Origin of the sequence: Mesorhizobium sp. M8A.F.Ca.ET.218.01.1.1, assembly GCF_004791165.1 — a bacterium.
Classification (GTDB): Bacteria; Pseudomonadota; Alphaproteobacteria; order Rhizobiales; family Rhizobiaceae; genus Mesorhizobium.
Map to the genome: position 1 here is coordinate 130,929 of NZ_SRUZ01000010.1, position 18,952 is coordinate 149,880.

General features: G+C 61.0%; 15 protein-coding genes. 3 read left to right on the forward strand and 12 right to left on the reverse strand.

Going from position 1 to position 18,952, the window contains the following annotated elements; all coding sequences use genetic code 11:
• Nucleotides 1-50 precede the first annotated feature (50 nt).
• The 7 genes from EN861_RS29900 to EN861_RS29930 all read right to left on the reverse strand — a co-directional run bounded on the left by EN861_RS29900 (nucleotide 51) and on the right by EN861_RS29930 (nucleotide 9,661).
• Nucleotides 51-530 carry a class I SAM-dependent methyltransferase gene (locus tag EN861_RS29900; RefSeq protein ID WP_135867322.1) on the reverse strand — a complete coding sequence of 160 codons (480 nt, stop codon included), beginning with the start codon at nucleotides 528-530 and terminating at the stop codon, nucleotides 51-53.
• A 203-nt stretch (nucleotides 531-733) separates the two neighbouring features.
• Complete coding sequence (locus tag EN861_RS29905; protein WP_135867323.1) at nucleotides 734-1,915, reverse strand: ABC transporter permease; 1,182 nt, start codon at nucleotides 1,913-1,915, stop codon at nucleotides 734-736.
• Complete coding sequence (locus EN861_RS29910; protein WP_127275921.1) at nucleotides 1,912-2,910, reverse strand: ABC transporter permease; 999 nt, start codon at nucleotides 2,908-2,910, stop codon at nucleotides 1,912-1,914. Before EN861_RS29910 ends, EN861_RS29905 begins: the two co-directional genes overlap by 4 nt.
• Nucleotides 2,911-2,912: 2 nt before the next feature.
• Nucleotides 2,913-4,811, reverse strand: a complete 1,899-nt coding sequence (locus EN861_RS29915) for an ABC transporter substrate-binding protein (RefSeq protein WP_127275922.1) — start codon at nucleotides 4,809-4,811, stop codon at nucleotides 2,913-2,915.
• Nucleotides 4,808-6,703 carry an ABC transporter ATP-binding protein gene (locus tag EN861_RS29920; RefSeq protein ID WP_135867324.1) on the reverse strand — a complete coding sequence of 632 codons (1,896 nt, stop codon included), beginning with the start codon at nucleotides 6,701-6,703 and terminating at the stop codon, nucleotides 4,808-4,810. Before EN861_RS29920 ends, EN861_RS29915 begins: the two co-directional genes overlap by 4 nt.
• 157 nt (nucleotides 6,704-6,860) lie before the next feature.
• A complete protein-coding gene (locus tag EN861_RS29925; protein ID WP_127275931.1) occupies nucleotides 6,861-8,201 on the reverse strand; it encodes an adenylate/guanylate cyclase domain-containing protein in 1,341 nt (446 codons plus the stop codon).
• A 281-nt stretch (nucleotides 8,202-8,482) separates the two neighbouring features.
• Nucleotides 8,483-9,661, reverse strand: a complete 1,179-nt coding sequence (locus tag EN861_RS29930; protein WP_127275924.1) for a DUF3095 domain-containing protein — start codon at nucleotides 9,659-9,661, stop codon at nucleotides 8,483-8,485.
• A gap of 74 nt (nucleotides 9,662-9,735) precedes the next feature.
• Here EN861_RS29930 and EN861_RS29935 point away from each other — a divergent pair, with 74 nt between their 5' ends.
• Both EN861_RS29935 and EN861_RS29940 read left to right on the forward strand, forming a co-directional pair.
• Complete coding sequence (locus EN861_RS29935; RefSeq protein ID WP_127870124.1) at nucleotides 9,736-10,824, forward strand: glycosyltransferase family 4 protein; 1,089 nt, start codon at nucleotides 9,736-9,738, stop codon at nucleotides 10,822-10,824.
• Nucleotides 10,821-11,600 carry a polysaccharide deacetylase family protein gene (locus EN861_RS29940; protein ID WP_135867325.1) on the forward strand — a complete coding sequence of 260 codons (780 nt, stop codon included), beginning with the start codon at nucleotides 10,821-10,823 and terminating at the stop codon, nucleotides 11,598-11,600. Before EN861_RS29935 ends, EN861_RS29940 begins: the two co-directional genes overlap by 4 nt.
• A gap of 1 nt (nucleotide 11,601) precedes the next feature.
• Here EN861_RS29940 and EN861_RS29945 read toward each other — a convergent pair whose 3' ends face one another.
• Genes EN861_RS29945 through EN861_RS29955 form a run of 3 tightly spaced genes read right to left on the reverse strand, consistent with a single transcriptional unit; the run spans nucleotide 11,602 to nucleotide 15,668 of the window.
• Nucleotides 11,602-12,450: an MBL fold metallo-hydrolase gene (locus tag EN861_RS29945; protein WP_127870126.1), complete on the reverse strand. Its 849-nt coding sequence runs from the start codon at nucleotides 12,448-12,450 to the stop codon at nucleotides 11,602-11,604.
• A gap of 22 nt (nucleotides 12,451-12,472) precedes the next feature.
• Nucleotides 12,473-12,919, reverse strand: a complete 447-nt coding sequence (locus tag EN861_RS29950) for a cyclic nucleotide-binding domain-containing protein (protein ID WP_127870127.1) — start codon at nucleotides 12,917-12,919, stop codon at nucleotides 12,473-12,475.
• A gap of 34 nt (nucleotides 12,920-12,953) precedes the next feature.
• Nucleotides 12,954-15,668 (reverse strand): ABC transporter ATP-binding protein, encoded by a 2,715-nt coding sequence (locus tag EN861_RS29955; RefSeq protein ID WP_127870128.1) that lies wholly within the window; start codon nucleotides 15,666-15,668, stop codon nucleotides 12,954-12,956.
• Between the two features lie 181 nt (nucleotides 15,669-15,849).
• On the opposite strand from EN861_RS29955, the gene EN861_RS29960 reads away from it, so the two are divergent.
• Entirely contained in the window at nucleotides 15,850-16,521 is a 672-nt protein-coding gene (locus EN861_RS29960; protein WP_135867326.1) for a class I SAM-dependent methyltransferase, read from the forward strand.
• Nucleotides 16,522-16,558: 37 nt separating this feature from the next.
• Here EN861_RS29960 and EN861_RS29965 read toward each other — a convergent pair whose 3' ends face one another.
• Together EN861_RS29965 and EN861_RS29970 are read right to left on the reverse strand one after the other, a co-directional pair.
• Nucleotides 16,559-17,710, reverse strand: a complete 1,152-nt coding sequence (locus tag EN861_RS29965) for a glycosyltransferase family protein (protein ID WP_135867414.1) — start codon at nucleotides 17,708-17,710, stop codon at nucleotides 16,559-16,561.
• Complete coding sequence (locus EN861_RS29970; RefSeq protein ID WP_135867327.1) at nucleotides 17,707-18,951, reverse strand: glycosyltransferase family 4 protein; 1,245 nt, start codon at nucleotides 18,949-18,951, stop codon at nucleotides 17,707-17,709. Before EN861_RS29970 ends, EN861_RS29965 begins: the two co-directional genes overlap by 4 nt.
• Between the last annotated feature and the right edge of the window lies 1 nt (nucleotide 18,952).

The window sequence follows — 18,952 nt, forward strand, 5'->3', positions numbered from 1 at the left end:
CGTTAAAACAAAGAGCTGGAGCAGCGTTTCCGTGAAGCGCTCTCGGCCGCTCACACGCGCTTGCAGAGGAAATAACGATCGGCGGGCTCCGACGTCGGCGCCGGGAGGCGTTGCAGCAGCGGGTGATTGAGCGGCGTGCCACTGACCGCGAAGCCGCCGACGCGAAGCAGGCTCGCGATCAGATCGGGAAGCCAGGTAGCGGTCACAGCATCGCGATCATCATAGCCGGTGCCGATGTCGGCATGAACAAGGGCGGCTTCGATGCCAATGAACTTGCGGCCCGTCTCGCGTATTTCGCCGAGCACGAGGTTTTCGGCGTCGGGAATTGAGCTGGCATGTGCGCCGACTTCGCGGTCGAACACCACGATCCGACGCCCGGGCAGGCGCTCGCGCAGATGGTGGAACGTCCGGCCATTGCCGAGGCCGAGCTCGAGCACAAGCCCCTCCATCTTCGCCACCTCGGCGCAGACGTGATCGAGAATGTCACGCTGTGCGGTCATTCTGCTGATGAAATTCTCGAGACGACTCATATGCTTTTGTGTGTCCTAACCAGATCAAGAGATAGGCAATGCCCGCGACAAGAACTGTTCACGAGTGCATCCCGAAGGCGACGCGCTGAGCTCGATTGCGTGTCGGCACGTATAGGGGCGGATGATGAACACTGCAACAACCGTACGGAGGCCGGCAGTGATACCGGGTGGCCGGCGGCTGGGCGCGCGGCGGAATAGCGATCTCACTTGTAGGGGTCCGCGGCGTCCCGCAAACCGTCGCCGAGGAAGTTGAACGCCAAGATGACGAGAATGACGGGGAGCATCGGCAAAAGCAGCCATGGATAGAACGCGATCACGCTGACGCTGCGCGCCTCGGTCAGCAGGATGCCCCAGCTGGTTGTCGGTGGCCTCAGGCCCAGCCCAAGGAAGCTCAGCGCCGTCTCGCCCAGGATCATGCCGGGTATGGAGATCGTCGCCGTCGCGATCAGATGCGACATGAAACCTGGGATGAGGTGCCGCCCGATGATGCGGCTGCTGCTGGCGCCCATCAATTGCGCGGCCAGAACGTAATCCTCCTCGCGCAAGGCCAGAAGCTTTGATCGCACTGCCCGCGCCAGTCCGGTCCAGTGGATCAGCCCGAGGATGATGGTGATGCCGAAATAAATCAGGATTGGACTCCAGGTTATCGGCATGATCGCCGCCAGAGCCAGCCATAGCGGAATACTGGGGATCGATTGCAGAACTTCGATGATCCGTTGGACGATCAGGTCGAAGACACCGCCGTGGTAGCCAGCCAGTCCGCCTATGACAATGCCGAGCAGGAAGCTGAAACTGATGCCGACAAGGCCGATTGTCAGTGAAATGCGTGCGCCATAGATGATACGCGAGAACACATCGCGCCCCAGCCTGTCGGTGCCGGCCAGAAAGAGCTGGCCGTTTTCAGCAGGACACACAAAATGCCTGTCACCTTCGACCAGGCCCCAGAACCGGTAACGGTCGCCCTTGCAAAAGAAACGAATCCGCTGAACATCATCCTGGTTGTCGATGTAGTTCCGCTTGAGTGTGTCCATATCCAGCGTCATCTGGCGGCCATAGACGAAGGGCCCGACAAGCTGGCCGTTGTGGAACAGGTGCACCTGCTGCGGCGGCGAATAGATGTAGTCCATGTTGCGCGTGTGCAGATTGTAGGGCGCCAGGAACTCGCAGATCAGGATCCCGAAATAGAGCGCTGCCAGAAATATGCCGGATACAAGGGCAAGCCGGTGCCGTCGGAATTTCCACCACATCAGGCGCAACTGCGACGCCTGAAAGACCTTCGACTGCTCCGCCGTCATGGCTTCGACTGATTGCAGGTCAAAGGGCGCGATGGAAACGTAGTGTTGCAGTGGGGCACCCGGAGCGGGCAGGGGCGATTGCTTGTTCATTTGGTGCTGCCGCCCTGCAAACGAATTCGTGGATCAAGCAGCGCCAGCGCCAGGTCGGAAATCAGGACACCGATCACCGTCAGGAAGGCGAGGAACATCAGGAACGAACCCGCCAGATACATGTCCTGGCTCTGCAGCGCCTTGATCAGCATCGGCCCGGTCGTTTCCAAGGACAGCACGATCGCGGTGATTTCGGCACCGGAGATGATGGCCGGCAGGATCGAGCCGATATCGGAAATGAAGAAATTGAGCGCCATGCGCAGCGGATATTTGACCAGTGCCTTGAAGGGATGAAGGCCTTTGGCGCGCGCTGTCACGACATATTGCTTGTGCAACTCGTCGAGCAGATTGGCGCGCAGCCGTCGGATCATGCTTGCCGTGCCCCCGGTGCCGATGATCAAGACCGGGATCCAGAGATGGGCGAGGATCGACTTCGCCTTGGCCCAGCTCATCGGCTCACTGAGATATTGCGGGTCCATGAGATGGCCGATGGAGGTGCCGAACCAGATATTGGCGAAATACATCAGGATCAGCGCCAGCATGAAATTCGGAATGGCAAGGCCGAGAAGGCCGAAGAGAGTAAGGCCGTAGTCGCCCCAACTGTATTGATGCGTGGCTGAGTACATGCCGATGGGAAAGGCGATGAGCCAAGTGAAGATGATCGTGACGAAGGAAACCAGCACGGTCAGCCACATTCGGTCCCCGACGACGTCGCGAACCGGCAGCTCATACTCGAAGGAATAGCCGAAATCGCCGTGCAGCATCCCGCCGACCCAGTAGAAGTAGCGAATGACGGGCGGCTGGTCGAAACCATATTCCTTCCGCATCATTTTGATGCGATCGGAATCGACCGCTTCGCCCTGGGCCCGAAGCTCGGCGACATAGCTGTCGAAATAGTCACCCGGTGGAAGTTCGATGATGGTGAACACCAGCGCCGATATGACCAGCAGCGTTGGAACCATCACAGCGATGCGCCAGACAATATATCGAAGCACGCTCAGGAGCCTCCAAGCCAGAATGTATCCGGCATGTAGACACCGAAATAGGCGGTCGGGTCATAGCCGAAGAGTGCCTTGTCAGGCAGATTGCGCAGCCGCGAGGACACCAGAATCGGCTGAAGTGTTTCGTTCACCGTACCGATCGAGAACACCTGATCGGTGTAGATCGACAGCATTGAATTCCAGATTTCGGCGCGCTCCGTGGCTTCGGTCGATGCGTTCCAGCGCTTGAGCAAAGCCATCAACTCGACCACTTCAGGAAGATCGGGCGCCTCACCCATCTTGCCATGGGACAGATAGTAGGCGCCCCAGAGCGGCCATTGCAGTTGGTCGTCGATGGTGGGGGCCAGCTGGTATGGGTTCATGTCTGCGGTCGGCACGCCATTGTCGATGCCCGACGACATCGACATCATGATCTCGCCGCCAAGAGCGCGGCTGCGGAAGATGTCGCGCTGCGAAGTCCGGATGAACAGGGCGATGCCGATCTTGCGCCAGTGATCGGTGATGAGTTCGAGCGCGTCGGTCTCCAGCGTGCTTTCGCCGGCCGTTTCCACGATGATCTGCGCCGGGCGCCCATCGGGAAGTAACCGCAGGCCGTCATCGTCACGTGTCTGAAGCCCGACCTCGTCCAGCAGGGCATTGGCCTGGTCGGGATCATGGGCGACCCAGGCCTTCGCGAATTCCGGCCGGTAGAGCGGGCTCTCCGGCAGGATCGTATCGGCGCTTTCCCGCGCCAATCCGTAGAACACGGCCATATTGATCTCGCGCCGGTCCACAGCGAGCGAAAGTGCGCGGCGCACGCGCACGTCACGCAAAAGGCCACGCCACACCGGGTCGGCACAATTCAGATTGGGCAGCACCGCCAGCCGCGAACCCTGTATGCGTTTCCACAGATGCATCTTCACGGGGTAACGCTTCTCCGCATCCTTCAGGAAAGAGTAATCGGCGAAGTCAATTCCCATGCATTGCAGGTCGCTCTCGCCCGCACCGGTCTTGGCGGAAATGATCGCCGACGAGCTGACATTCATAATGAACCGGTCGACATAGGGCAGTTGCCGGCCATTCTCGTCTATTCGATGAAAGAACGGGTTGCGCTCGAAGATGAACTGCTCAGCCGGCGGCTTGGTCCGGTTCTGCCAGGGATCGAGCGTCGGCAGCTCCGGATTCTCCGGGCGATACTGCCGCGACATGCGGATATGCAGGAGCGTCCATTTCTTTGCCCGGTTCTCCGTCATCAGGCCGGCGAGCCGGAATGGATCCTGGTATTTCTTGTGGAACTGCTTGAGATAGGCGGCCGGCAAAACAAGCGGTGTCGGCGAGGCGGCAGCGAGCTTGGGCAGGAAGTCGGGATTTGGCGCATCCCAACTGTAGCGGACAGTCAACGGATCGACGATCTCGAAACGTGGCGGCTTGCCGTCCGCCAGCAGGGCAGGGGCGAGCCCGCCTTGCGTAAGCTCATCGTTCAGCCAGACATCTTCCCAGCAATAACGAAAATCCTCCGGCGTCAACAGGCTGCCGTCGGACCATTTATGCCCTTCCCGAATCTTGAACGTGAAGACGCGATCATCCGCTACGTCGAAGCTTTCGAGAATGTCGGCTTGCAAGTTAAGCTTTTCGTCATAGCCGACCAGACGGGCATATCCGTAGATCGTCATCATCCGGATATCTTTCTGGCTGCCGATGATGGTACGCAGCGTGCCGCCATACTGGCCGGGTTGCCGGCCCATCGCGGCGAGGTTCAATACGCGCGGGCTCTTGGGCAGGCGCTCTGCGAGTGCCGGCAGCGCCCTGGCTTTCAGCTCCGGCTGAAGAAAATCCGGCTCCAGATCGCCAGCGCGCGACGTGCCCGGCAGAAGTGCCGAAGCCATGAGACCAAGGAGGGTGCGACGGCTGATCAATGGCGCAACTCACTGACATCGGCCGAACGCCGGGCCAGCACGAGGTGGCCGCCGCCAAGATCGATCGGCGACAGCACATCCTCGTCGCCCTCGTCGCGGAATTGCGGTCCCCATGCGCTGGCGTCGGAAGCGCCGCCGAGCTTCAGCGTCTTGAAATCCATCGGCCGGTCGAGATCGGGGAATGGGACCGCGGCGACCAGTGAGCGCGTGTAGGGGTGGATCGGTTTCCTGAGCAGAATTTCGCGCGGCGCAAGCTCGACGATACGTCCGCCGCACATCACCGCGATGCGATCCGCCATATAGTCTACCACCGCCAGATTGTGGGATATGAACAGGTAAGTCAGGCCCAGTTCCTTCTGCAGGTCCTTCAGGAGGTTCAGGATCTGCGCCTGGACAGAGACGTCGAGCGCCGAAACCGGCTCGTCGCAGATCAGGAGTTCCGGCCCCAGGGCCAACGCGCGCGCGATGCCGATACGCTGACGCTGCCCGCCGGAGAAACTGTGCGGATAACGCTTGATGAAGCGCGGATCGAGCCCGATCGCCTGCATAAGGCTCTTGACCGTGGCTAGTCGGGACGCGGCATTGCCCCGTTGATGGATTTCCAACGGCTCGCTCAAGATGTTTTCCACCGTCATGCGAGGTGAAAGCGACGAAACCGGATCTTGAAAGATCATCTGGATTTTCGCGCGCAGCAGGCGCAGGGCGTCTCTGTCGCCTCCCAAGACGTCGATCGGTCCATCGCGGCCATTGAAGATCACCGAGCCGCCGTTAGGCGTGACAGCCCGCATGAGGATCTTGCTGACGGTGGTTTTGCCGGAGCCGCTTTCGCCGACCAGACCCAGGCACTCACCCCGCCTGATGTCGAAGCTCACGCCGTCCACGGCGCGAACAGAGGTTTGATGATCCCCGCCGAACCAACCAGACTTGCGGATGGTGAAGGTCTTTGTCAGGTCCCTGACCGACAGCAGGATGTCGCTCGGCCCCTTCGATGCCGGCGCCGTCTGCTTGCCAAGCAGGTTCTCGACATTCACCGGCACCTCGCGCAGCGCCTTCAGCCTTTCGCCAGGCTTCAGGTCGAAATGCGGAACGGCTGCCATCAGGCCCTTCAGGTAAGGGTGACTTGGCCGGCGGAATATTGCCTCGACAGGTCCCGCTTCCATGATCTCGCCATGGTAAATGACCACCACCTCGTCGGCAACATTGGCGACCACGCCGAGGTCGTGCGTGATCAGCAGCATCGCCATGTTCAGCTTGGTCTGAAGCTCGCGTAGCAATTGCAGGATTTGTGCCTGGATGGTGACGTCCAACGCCGTCGTCGGCTCGTCGGCGATCAACAAAGCGGGCCGGCAGATCAGCGCCATGGCGATCATGGCGCGCTGACGCAATCCTCCCGAAAGTTCAAACGGATACATGTCATAGGCGCGCTTGGGATTGGGAAAGCCGACAAGGCTGAGCATTTCCTCAGTCCGCGCCTTTCGCTCCGCCCGCGCCATGGGCGTATGAATCTGCAGGGATTCGCTGACCTGGTTGCCGATCGTGTGCAGCGGCGACAGCGATGTCATAGGCTCCTGAAAGATCTTGCCGATGCGGCTGCCTCTCAACGCCCGGATTTCGGGCCCGTCACGCGGCATCTGCAGGATATCCTGCGTCGTGCCGGGCTTTTCAGGATCGGAAAACAGGATACGGCCGCGAACATGTGCTGTGTTCGGCAAAATGCCCATTACTGCCTGGCTGAGAACCGATTTTCCGGAACCGGACTCGCCCACAAGCGCGGTAACCTTGCCGGGCAGGACGCGGAGATTTGCACGTCTGACGGCATGCAACGGTCCCCCGATAATGGCAAAAGAGATGCCAACATCCTCGATCCGCAGCAGATCAACGCCTGCATTCATTCTCACACCAGCCCCACCCTGGGGCCTGCCAGGCGGCAGGCCCTGGAAGCAAGACTACCGCATTGCCAGCCTAGAGCAACTTGGATTCGAACGATCGCCAGCGGCGGAACCAGCGACCGGACTGCTTACCAAGGCGTTCGGATCAGATTGGGGCTGGCTACTGGAGCTTCCTGCGGTCGCCCGCCGACAGCCGTGCGGCATCGCGATGAAGCAGCATGACCTGCTCGGCCTCCGATCTCCGGTCGTAAATCGGCTCCAGCGCACCGTCTTCATCGAGTGCGAGAGCGCCCGACAGATCGGGTGAAAGCACCGTCAGCTTCTGCTTGATCCCGGCCAGTTCCTCGCTGCCGAGCGTCAGCCAGCTGTTGGCGCCGCAATAGCTGGCGAAGTCCTTGCTGGCGAGAACGCGGTGCGGATATTTCTTGGTCAGGGTCTGGAGGCGCTGGACCTCGTTTACAGCCGAGCCGAAGACAGAGAATGTGAGCCGGTCGGTAAGCCCGACATTGCCGAACATCACGTTGCCGACATGCAGGCCTATGCCAAATTTTATGTCGGACAAGCCTTTTTCCTTCCTTCGCAGATTGAGATCCATCATGCGCGCAGTGGCCTTGTGCGCTGCCGCCAGAGCAGACTGGCAGGCGATCTCGGACTGCGAGCGATGCCTTTCGCAAGGGTAGACGGCAATGAAGCCATCACCGATGAAACTCATGATCTGCCCGCCTTTGCGATTGAAAGGTGCTGCAATGGCATCGAAAAACTGGTTCAGCGTATCGATGTAGATTTCGCGGCCGGAAGTTTCGGCAAGCTTTGTCGACCCGCGCATATCGGCCATGACCAGTGCGGCCCGGATCGTGTCGCCCTCGCCGCGTTTGATCTGGCCGTCCAGCACGCGTCTCCCGGCGTCGCCGCCGAGATAAGTGGTCATCATGTTGTCGGCCAACTTGGTGAGCACCGCCATTTTGGTTGCGATGGCGAGATGGTTTTGGATACGCAGCAGCGCCGAAATCATGCTGTCGCTGAAACCTGAAGCACTGTCGGTGGACCAGGACCCGATCATGCCCTGACTGGTATTGCCGTTGAAGGGATGGACGAAAGCCATGTAATCGGTCACGCCCATGAGCCTGAGTTCATCGAAAACAGGAAATTCCGACGGGACCGCCGGGTCGAGCCGACGCCGCAGATGGTCGAGCTTGTTGCTGAGCAGATGGTAGTATGGGCTGGTTAGGAACCTGTCAGAATGAACGCCGTCCTGTTTGCGGAAGCCTTCCACCTCCATGCCTTGGCCGCGAATCCAGGTGAAACCAAGCGCGTCATAAAGCGGATGAAGCATCGAAAAGCTCAAATGCACCCGCTTCAGCGGCAGGCCGGCAGCAGCCAGCCGCTCGCAAAACCCCTTTACCAATGTTTCCAAGTCGTTGCCGGCCAAAGCCGATTGGGTCAGCCAATCGGCAACCTTGTCCATGAGAATGGTCGAAATTTCTGTTTGCGCTGTGCTCATGCTACCTCGAAACCCGTCGAAGACGAGCCTTCTCCTTTGATCCGCCACACCTCGAAGCAGGGAAGGAGCAGGCATAACTGCATCTATCTGCTGGCGCACATATGTGGCGAGGCTGCCGGCGGAGTGCAATCACGATCCTGACATCGGGCAAAAATTGCCCGGCTCAGACGCCGTCAGGCCTTTACCACCGTATCTCGACCCAGCCCGAGGCGGCCAAATACATTGCGTGTGTCGACGATCAGAAAGGCATATTGCGGAGAACCGATTTCGGCAAGCCGCCATCAGACAGGCACCTTCGCCTTCAGGCTTGCGGCAGCCATCGCATAGCCACCGGAGGCGCCATCGATGAAATGAACGTGATCGGGCTGTAGCGGCGAGATTACGAGGCATGTCATCAAGGCCGACTGCTGGCGGTGCAGGCCATAGCGGCAGATGCCCGCCTCTTCTGCCTGTTTCAGCCGGTTCTCGATCCGTTGCAACACATCCGCGTCAACATCGATGGTCATCTTCAAGCCGTCGTCGAACTTGCGGAAATCCGAATTACTGGCCACGTCGCGTTTGTAGACCTTCGGATCGAACTTGCCGATCGTCCAGCCAAACCTGTCGGCGACAGCCGTAAGCGTCATCAGGAAGATTACCCACAGCTTCGCCAACCACCGCCGCCCCGGCGGCGCCGCGGCGCGCGCCTCGACATCGAGGCCGGCGGGCAGCAAACTGTAGTCCGGCCCGTCCACCGGCACCGGGTGACCATCGCGTTCCTGCCTGCCGGCGAGGGCGATGATGTCGGAAGCCAGAAACTGAAAACCGCGCAAGTCGCGCGCCGGCCCTGGTACGGCTATGATCGAGACGATTTCGCCATGCCGGGCTTCGATCGGGTTCCAGCGACAGGAGAGGCCGGTCAGATCCGGCCGCGCGCCGGCCGGCGCAGGATCGATGCGGTAGCGCCCCGCTTTCATCTCGGCTTCCGCCCAACTGCCGCCGCCGCCGGCGAACATGGCATAGAAGGCCGCTTCGGAGGCCTGAAACCTCGCCACGCGGACGTCGAGGCCTTGCGCCCTTATATCCTTTATCGGCACGATTGCCGCACGCAAGGTCAGGTCCAGTTCGTCCGCCACCCATCTCTGGACAGCAGCCAGCGCGTTGCGGGCGAGTTCCAGCGCCGAGCCGGGGAACGCCACGAGCGCGCCGTCACCGCCGAAGACATAGGGAAGGTCTTGCCGACCCAGCGCATTGAGCAGCGCCGAAATGACGCTGGCGCCGGCCATATTGACGGTTTTATAGCGCCCGGCCTCGATCGCCTTGGTCGAGCCGACGATGTCGGCGGTGGCGATCGCCCAGCCATCGGGGAGAGGTCGATAGTTATCGATATCGGCAACGCTTTCGAACTTTGCGAAGACCGGCAAAGAAGCCACAAACGGGTCGGAAGCGGCAGCTATTTCCATGAGCATCAGATAGCACATTTCACTGCTTGAAGGTGAAGTCGATCGTGCTTCGAAATTGACTTGCCCTGGCTTTGCGATGATAGGGTCGCGCGATGCGAATTGCCTTCTATGCGCCGCTGAAGTCACCCAATCATCCCGTTGTCTCCGGCGACCGCCAGATGGCGCGGATGCTGGTCAAGGCGCTGGAGCATGGAGGGCATAGCGTCCAACTGGCATCCGAATTGCGTTTCTATCTACGCCAACCGGAGTCGAAAAGTTTCGATGCGCTCAAGATCGAGGCCCGAGAGGAAGCCACTCGGCTGACAAAGCTTTGGCACCGTGACGGCAAGCCCGACCTCTGGTTCTCCTATCATCCCTACTACAAGGCGCCCGACCTGATCGGACCCGAGCTGGCGTCGGCCTTTGCTGTCCCCTATGTGACAGCGGAAGCCTCCTATTCCAGGCGGCGCAACGCTGGTTTGTGGGCCGATAGCCAAGCGTTGGTGGTGCGAGCCATCGAACAGGCAGCGCTGAACATCTGCTTCACGCAAAGGGATCGCCAGGGACTGGCAGATGCCATTCCCGATGCCTCTCTAGGCATACTGTCGCCCTTCATCGACACATCGGCATTCCGGGAAAAGCCGGCACGGGGTTGCCCGACGCGCCTGGTTACAGTCGCCATGATGCGCCCGGGCGACAAAGTCGAAAGTTATCGCATGCTGGCGCAAGCGCTCGGTTCGATCGGCCATCTGCCCTGGACCATGTCGGTCGTCGGGGAGGGGCCTGCCCGTGACGAGGTCAAGGCGCAATTCGCCGGCTTGCCCGCAGAGCGTATCGAATGGCTCGGCGCGATCGAGCCGGCAGCCGTGCCGGATGTCCTTTACAGAGGGGGAATTTACGTCTGGCCCGGGTTCGGCGAGGCCTATGGTGTGGCCTATCTTGAAGCACAGGCCGCCGGCCTTCCGGTGGTGGCCCAGAACATCGCCGGCGTGCCGGAGGTCGTGCGGGATGGCCAGACCGGGTTTCTCACCCCGCCGGGCGATGTGGCGGCGTTCGCTTCCGCCATTGAAAGGCTTCTGGCCCGTAACGACGAAAGAACCCTCATGGCCGCGGAAGCCAGACGTTTCATCCTCGAAGAACGTTCCCTCGGTACTGCAGCGGCGCGGCTGGCCGAACTTCTCGAGAAGATCCCGGTCTCATGACATCTGATCCGATCTGGCAGCCCTTGGTGAAAGAGCTGGCGCGCCTGCGACGGACGGGCCGCAGGGCGGAGTTCTGGCTGCGCGACGACGACGCCGTGGATCCGACGCCGGCGCTTGATCGGCTGCTCGACCTGACCGGTGAATTCGCGGTTCCGGTCACGCTGGCCGTCATCCCGGCCCTGACTGATGGGAAACTTGTCGTCCGGCTTGACGAGGCGCCGCATGCCACGGTCGCCATCCATGGCTGGGCGCACCGAAATCATGCGCCCGAGGACCAGAAAAAGCAGGAGCTCGGCGCACATCGCCCACCCGAGGCGGTGCTCGATGATCTGGCCCGCGGGCTGTCGCGCGTAACCGGCCTGCACGGCGCACGTGCCGTTCCGATGCTGGTCCCGCCCTGGAACAGGATCGACGCCGGCGTGGTATCCGACCTTGGATCTATAGGATTTGCGGCATTGTCGGTCTTCGGCCCGCCGAAGCCCGCTCCCCTGGCGGTCATCAACAGCAATGTCGACATCATGGACTGGCATGGCACTCGCGGCTGCCGCGACCATGGCCTGTTGGTTCAGGCCATTATCGCGCAATTGCAGCAGGCATTCGACGGCGGCGAGCCGGTCGGCCTGCTCACGCACCATCTCGTCCATGATGAATCGGCATGGCTTTTCCTCGAACGGCTATTCGCGGTCACCGCACGGGCTGAATCCTGCGCCTGGCTTCCGATCAGCACATTGATCGAACGCAGCGATCCATCAGGACAGGGCTCTGGAGGAAAATAGCTCAGCGCTTTTTCTGCACTGGAAATTCGAGCGTTTGGCCGTCCCGCGCGGCAAACGCGCCGGCAAACCGGTCCTTGGCCAGTTTCTCCATCTCGTCCAGTTGCTCGTCGGTGCGTGCCGGATCGTGGTGAAATAGCGCGAGCCCCCGCGCGCCGGCCGCCTCACAGAGCTTGACGCCCTGTTGCCATGTCGAGTGGCCGTTACCGCGGCGGCGTTCCATTTCCTTCTCGGTGTAGGTGCAATCGTAAATGACGAGGTCGGCATCGTCGATGAGGCCGAGCACCGACTGATCGAGTTTGCCCGGCTCGTGCTCGGTGTCCGTGATCACCGCCACGATGCGGCCGCCCCACTCGACCCGGTAGCCTATGCAGCCGCCCGGATGGGCAAGGCTGCCGGTCCGAACCACGACCCCTTCGCGCGGCCGAAGCACGTCTCCGGACACGAAATCGCGGCAGTCGAGCTTTGCCTTGCAGACGTCCATTTTCACCGGAAACCACGGCGGCCGTATGAACTCATCGATCATCTGCCGGGTCGTCATGCGCCCGGCAAGATGCCCGGACCAAATGGTAAGCTTGACGCTCGGGTCAAAGATCGGCGCAAAAGCCGGCAGCCCGATGATGTGATCGTAGTGGCAATGGGTGAAAAGCAGGTCGAAATCGGTCATATCCGCCGCCTGAAACGCCCTGCCGGCAGGCCGCAGGCCAGAGCCCGCGTCGAACAGAAGCGTATGCTTGCCGCATCGCATCTCAATGCAGACTGTGTTGCCGCCATAGCGAGCGAATTCTGGCCCGGATACCGCAATGCTGCCGCGCACGCCCCAAAATCTGACCAGGAAAAAATCGTCGTCCATACTACTTTCGCCCATCGTAGCTCTAGGCGGTTCGTGCGTCGATCAGATCCGCGGTCGTATGGCTTAGCCGATCGGCAAGAACCCGCAATATCTCGATCGTCATTTCCGGGAACTCCCTCATAAGCCTCAGGAAATGATCCTTGCGGATTCTCAAGGCCTCCAGATCAGTTGCCGCTCTGACGGCGGCAGTGCGGGAGCTGTTGCACAATATGGCGATCTCGCCGACGATCGAATTTGGCAGCAGTTCGGCAACTTTTATCGGCCCGCTATCGGAATCGACCAGAATGTCCGCGCTGCCTGAAAGGATGACATAGGCGGCGTCCGCCTCGTCGCCCTGCCGGAAAAGAATCTGGCCGGCGCTGTATTTCACGCGATCGGATGTGAACGCGAGCAGCTTGAGCTTTGCCGGCTCAATGCCAGAGAACAAGGGAACGCGTTGCAGCATTCCGACTTCATCCTTGAGCAGCATTGTCGCAAACCTTCCTAAATTCGCGTCTGCCAGACTATGACAGAAGTTCCTTGAAGATACCGTTTCCTGCCAAAAGTGTCTCGTGTGTACCGTCTTCCACCAATTGACCCGAGTCAAAGACGATAACGCGATCGAACCCTGTGGCCATTGCCGGACTCGTCACGACCCAAACAATTGCCGGCGAATGGCCGTCGCGTCTGGCTTCCTCGAGCACGTTTCGCAGCACCTTTTCCTGAATGCGCTGGTCGAGCGCCGACAGCGGCCGGTTGAGAATGAGAAAATCGGGGCGCTTGAGCAGGGCGCGGGCAACATCGAGCTTCTGTCGCTGTCCACCGGTCAGCCGCCTGCCGCCGGCACCGACGTTGAAATCCAAGCCGACATTCAGAAGCTCGGCATAAAGCCCCAGCTCGTCAAGAATTTCGTAGACGATGGAGCGTATGCGGTCCGGCGCGTCGGGATGGTTGTTGCCCAGACGCCCGAACAGGACATTGTCCATGACGGTGGCCGCGGCGATATATTTGGCGGGGTCATACCGTTCGATCGCGTTTTGCAGCTCGGGCGGCAGGTTTTCATAGAACTGGTTGCGTGCGGCGACGATCTTGCGCATCAGCTCGTCGGTCAGCAGGCCGAAGCGGTGCCGGGGCTCGATATAGGCAAAGCTCAAAGTAATGATCATGGCGCGGTCGGCCTCCGAAACCGCCTCGTAGGAACGGTTCTTGAGCCGCTGCAGCAAGGTCTCGTAGGCGGGGATCTCCTCGGCGCTCATGAAGGCGAGCTGCTGAAAGAACTGGTGATCGGGCGGCAGGTCGGCAAACAGCTCGATCGCCTGTTCGGCGATCTCCATGCCCATTTCGTAGAGCGTGCGGTCGAGGCCGGCTTGCTTCAGCACGGAAGCGAAATAGGGATTGGCCGCCAGAGCCTTGTCGGCCAGTTCGGGGCCGGCGGCAGCGCCGAACAGCAGGTTCTGGCCGATCGTCGCTTCCGTGTTGTAAGCGCCCGGCTCGAAAGGAACCACCAGTTCGCGCAGCCCTTCCTGTTCGAGCCGGGTTCGCAGCGCTGCACGCAGTTCGACGATACGCCCGGCAAGCTTCGTGTGACGCGTTAGGTCGGCCGAAGAGCGCAAGCCAAGATCCAGAATGTCGCGCGACAGAAGAACCGCGTCGAGCACCCGGCGCACCGCTTCGAAGAGGTCGTGCGGGCCGGTAGCACCGGCGGAAGCATAGTCGATCCAGTCGCTGTGGATATCGAGATCCGGATTGCCCGACCGGCGCGCCTCGTCGATGTTCCAGCGCTGCTGGTCCGCCGCGGCGCCGTCATAAGTCACCGATGTCAGCGGTGCATGCTTCAACCCGTAGAGCAGGTTATCGCGCAGACTTGCCTGGAACAGGAAAACATCCGACGAGGCGTAGGACATGCGCCGGCCGGTCACTGCTTCGGGGAGCTCAAGCAGGTCATCGGCGCCCGAAGCGACCTTTCCGCTTTCCGGCCAGTTCAGCCGCGCGAAGGCTTCTGCCAGCGCCTCCGCTCCACCTGTCGGGGTGCTGACCAGCGCCACCGTCTCGGCCGGCTTGACCTGCATGGAGATCCGGTTGAGGAGCATTGCACCGCCATCGTCCGCCATTGACAGACCGACCGCCGACAACGGGTTTGTCATCGGACCGGGATTGTCGATCGTCAGTGCTCCGATCGTCGGCGCAATGATATCCTCGACGGTGAACTGTTCGACGACCTGCTGGTATTTGACCTGGACATCCTGCCGATCCTGATCCCAGTCGATCAGTTCCTTCATCGGTCCAGGCAGGTCCTTGTAGGCGCCGATCACGGCCACGAGTTGGCCGACGTCCAGCCGGCCCGCGATGACCAGATAGCCGCCGATCATGTAGAACAGGAAGGGCGTGAGCTGCGCCAGAAAATTGTTGAGGAACTTTACCATGAATTTCCATTGGTAAAGATCGAAGCGGATCTTGAAGATGAGCCCGAGCCGGGCAGCTATGTCGGCGCGCTCGTAGTTCGACGTATCGTGGACGTGAACAGCGCCGATGCCGTCGACGATTTCGCCAACCCGGCCCGAAAGCGCGCGTGCCGTCAACTGCCGTTGGCGCCCGAGCACGAGCAGCCGCCGTCGCATGCGCGGGATGAGCACGATCTGGATCACCACGATCACGATGGCTATCGCTCCGAGCCAGACGTTCTGGACCATGATGAACAGCATGGCCGTCAGCGCCTGGCCGCCGAGCAGCACCGGCTGCAGGAAGGCATCGCCGATGAAGCCGCCCAGCGGCTCCACCTCGTCCTTCACCATGGTCGCCACTTCGGCGGATTTCACCCGCTTGAAGTAAATCGGCGGAAAACGCAGCACACGATCGACCAGATCGAAGCGGATACGGCGCAACATGCGTTCGCCGAGGCGGCCCTTGTAGGTGTTGATGTAGAGTTTGAACAGGCCGTTGATGACGACCAGCAAGAGGAACACAATGCTCAGGGCAAGCAGCGTCGCCTTGCGGCCGAGCTGAAAGCCGGAGAACAACAGGACCTCGCCAATGAACGGCAGGTTATAGTGCAGCCTCATGAAGGGCAGGGTCGCGCCCGGTTGCTCGAACCCCTTGCCCTGGATCGGGCCGTTGACGATCAGCTTCGGCAGGTCGAAGGACATGAAATACGGGATCATCGAAAGCAAGACGATCAACAATATCCAGATCTGCTGCTTCCTGGTGTGCTTCCAGATGTAGCGGGCTAGGCTGGGTTCCATATGCGATCGTGGAGCCTTCAGTTGGAAGGGTGCTGGATGTAAAAGCACCTGCTGGCGAATGGCGTATCGGCAATTTCTTCGTCGCCAATGACAAGCTCCAAGCTGCAGTGCACGGAGGCAGTGCTGCGCTCAGCAAGATTGCGTTGTGTCGCCCGAAATCCCAACATACAAGGCGAATATGATGGATGTCACGCAACCGCGCAATGCCGGCATGGACTGGCACGAGCAAGCCTTCGACCTCACCCGAGGAATTGCGGCCTATGTCGATCGCCCTCTCGTGGCAGGGCTGGCGCGCGTCATCGCCAAGCACCCGAAGGCCGATATCGCCAACGCCTTCAACCACAAGCAGGTCGCCTGCAAGATGTGGGCGCTCGACGGGCTGTTCGAAAGCTGCGGCGGCCGGTTCGGGCGCATATGGGTTCTGGGTGGATGGTACGGCGTGTTGCCGGCGATGCTTTTCAACGACGCCCGTTTCGACATTGCGGCGATCGACAGCATCGACATCGATCCTGAAGTCGGGCCGGTCGCCCGGACCCTCAACCGGGAAGCCGGCGACCGCTTCCGGGCGCTGACGGAGGATATGTACGCACTCGACTATGCGGCCGGGCGGCCCGACCTGGTGGTCAACACGAGCTGCGAACACATAGCTGATCTGGGTGCTTGGCTTGCCCTGCTTCCGCGAGGCACGAACGTACTGCTGCAATCCAACGATTATTTCAGCGAGCCGACGCATATCAACTGCGTGGCTTCACTGGCAGCCTTCGAAGCAATGGCGGCGCTACGGGAGGTGCGGTTCTCCGGTGAACTGCCGACGAAAAAGTATACGCGCTTCATGCTGATTGGAACTGTTTGACGCGCTTTGCGCGAATCCAACCCAGGCGCGGCCCGCGTCAGGATTTCGGCGACCAGGTTCGATACCGCTGACGCAGAATCTGCGCCGAGCGATGCGCGCCTTCCAGATCGAGACGGTGCGCGGCTGGCGTCGGCGCCCCAAACGCCTGTTCGATCGCTTGCGCCAGACCTTCAGGCGTCAGGTCCTTTTCGGTCAACACCGTTGCCAGACCGAGTTCTTCGAGCATCAGGGCGCGAACCGTCTGTTCGGTTTCCCCGCCGGCCGCAAATGGAACAAGCAGCGAGCGACAACCCGCGCGCAGCACATCGCAGACCGTGTTGTAACCCGCCTGCGAGACCGACAGGCGGGCGCCGGTCAGCAGGCTGGCGAAATCCTCTCGGAACCGGAAGATGGACAGACCAGGCGTGGCATCGCGTGCGATCGTGTCAAACTCGGCTTTCGGCAGGTTTGGGCCGGTGATCAAACACCATTTCCAACCGTTTTTGGCGTTCCGCGCCGCTGCGATGGTGGAGTGAACAAGGCTCTTTCCGGCAGCCCCGCCGCCAACCGACACCAGAATGTCGAAGCGCTCGGAGGCCGCGGGCGATGGCGGCGCCGCGACGAGCCCTGTGTAGGTGACCTCAGCCCTGATCGCGCCGGCCAGTGGAAATGTCTTGTCGATGGTCGCGAAAGCCGGGTCGCCGTGGACCATGACCAGGTCGAAATGCCTGTTGATGAGATCGACTGTTTCCTCGTTTCGGCCCGGCTTGACGCGCTCCTGGAGGATATCACGGACGGACGTCGCCAGCAGCGGTCTGGGCGACGTCGCGGCGATGGCCTCGATCAACGGTAACAATTCGAAACGCATCTGCCGGCGTCCAAACGGAAACGCCTCGACAATGACGATATCAGGCCTGCAATCCCGGAATGCCCGCAGCAGCATCTCTGAACGCCGTTTCTTGAAAGCATCGTCGATGGGGATGCCCTGCAAGTCGACAAGCCCGGAAAATCCCTCATCACCGGAGGTGACAGGTGGCAGGGTTACGGACTTTACCCCCGGTCCCGGAAACCCGGAGACCGGCGCTCCGCCGGTCACGACGGTTACCTCAAACCCGTCATCGACCAGAGCCGCCGCGACGCGGCTGGTGCGTGCGAGATGGCCGATACCGAGCAGGTGCTGGACATAGAGGAACGCACGCAGCTGCTTCAACCGGCGGCCCGCCACTCGCGCTCGAACAGTTCCTTGAGCTGTCCAATGCTCGCCATATGATCGAAATTGCCGCGCACGCGCGCCTCCGCGGCGTCACCGAGGCGAGCGCGCAGCACGGGATCACGGATCAGGCGCTCCAGCGCCTGTGCCAGGGCAATCGGGTTTTCTGTCGGAACCAGCAGCCCGGTTTCATCCGACGACAAGAGCTCCGGAACGCCGGAAATATCGGTGGACACGCAGGCAAGCCGCTGGCTGGCCGCCTCCACCAGAACATTAGGCAGACCGTCCCGGTCGCCATCCGCGGTGATCCTGCAGGCCAGGGCAAAGATGTCGGCGCGGCGGTAGTGCTCAAGCACCTCCTTCTGCGCCAGCGCACCTTTCCAGGAGATGCGACCATCCAGTCCGAGCCTTTTCGCCAGCGCCTTGAGCCGTTCCAGTTCCTCGCCGCCGCCGATATGCTCGAAACGCCAGTCCAGATCGCCAGGCAACAGGGCAAGGGCTCCCAGCAAGGTGTCGTAACCTTTCTTTGCGACGGCGCGCCCGACACTCAGAATGATGACCGGTCCGCTCTGGGCCGAGCCGTCATGTTGCTTTCGCGCCGCACTGAAACTGCCGAAGCGGTCAAGGTCGAGCCCATGATAGCTCAAATGCACGGACGAGTTGCCATTGGCGAGTTTTTTCAGGTGGTCGAAGCCGGTTTTCGTGCAAGTGACTGTCCAACGCGCCGAGGAAAGCTTGCCGGCCAGATCCCAGTCCGCCGAAGTCCAGATATCCTTGGCATGGGCCGAGCAGCTCCACGGCTGGCCACGAAGCTGGCTGGCATAGCGTGTCACCGATGCCGGCGTGTGCACGAAATGGGCATGCAACCACCCCGCGTCTTGCGGCCATTCGGCCGCCAGCACGAGCGCTTGCCCGAAGCGGCGTGCGCGATTGCGCGTAAAGTCGCGGGGGATATCGGCGGCCAGCGATCGGAGCGCGCGCCAGAAACCCGGCCGCGGCAAACAAGCAAACAGCGAGCGAAGCACGCGCAGCGGCTCGTCGTGCAGATATTCCGGCAGGTAGTGGACGGGCGCTTTGATCTCGTCATGCACGGGGTGGCGTTTTGCGTCGGTGGGCCGCCTGAGTGCGACGAGTATCAAGTCGAACCCCGCGCGTTCGAGGCCGAGCAGTTCCTGCGCGATAAAAGTTTCCGACAGCCGTGGATAGCCCTTCAGAACCACGACGATCTTGCGATGTTGCAAG

Coding starts and splice junctions, on each gene's coding strand:
- EN861_RS29930 (WP_127275924.1), bottom strand. CDS start 9,661: ATGTGCTATCTGATGCTCATGGAAATAGCTGCCGCTTCCGACCCGTTT.
- EN861_RS29900 (WP_135867322.1), bottom strand. CDS start 530: ATGAGTCGTCTCGAGAATTTCATCAGCAGAATGACCGCACAGCGTGAC.
- EN861_RS29920 (WP_135867324.1), bottom strand. CDS start 6,703: ATGAATGCAGGCGTTGATCTGCTGCGGATCGAGGATGTTGGCATCTCT.
- EN861_RS29940 (WP_135867325.1), top strand. CDS start 10,821: ATGACATCTGATCCGATCTGGCAGCCCTTGGTGAAAGAGCTGGCGCGC.
- EN861_RS29905 (WP_135867323.1), bottom strand. CDS start 1,915: ATGAACAAGCAATCGCCCCTGCCCGCTCCGGGTGCCCCACTGCAACAC.
- EN861_RS29950 (WP_127870127.1), bottom strand. CDS start 12,919: ATGCTGCTCAAGGATGAAGTCGGAATGCTGCAACGCGTTCCCTTGTTC.
- EN861_RS29935 (WP_127870124.1), top strand. CDS start 9,736: ATGCGAATTGCCTTCTATGCGCCGCTGAAGTCACCCAATCATCCCGTT.
- EN861_RS29960 (WP_135867326.1), top strand. CDS start 15,850: ATGGATGTCACGCAACCGCGCAATGCCGGCATGGACTGGCACGAGCAA.
- EN861_RS29945 (WP_127870126.1), bottom strand. CDS start 12,450: ATGGACGACGATTTTTTCCTGGTCAGATTTTGGGGCGTGCGCGGCAGC.
- EN861_RS29955 (WP_127870128.1), bottom strand. CDS start 15,668: ATGGAACCCAGCCTAGCCCGCTACATCTGGAAGCACACCAGGAAGCAG.
- EN861_RS29925 (WP_127275931.1), bottom strand. CDS start 8,201: ATGAGCACAGCGCAAACAGAAATTTCGACCATTCTCATGGACAAGGTT.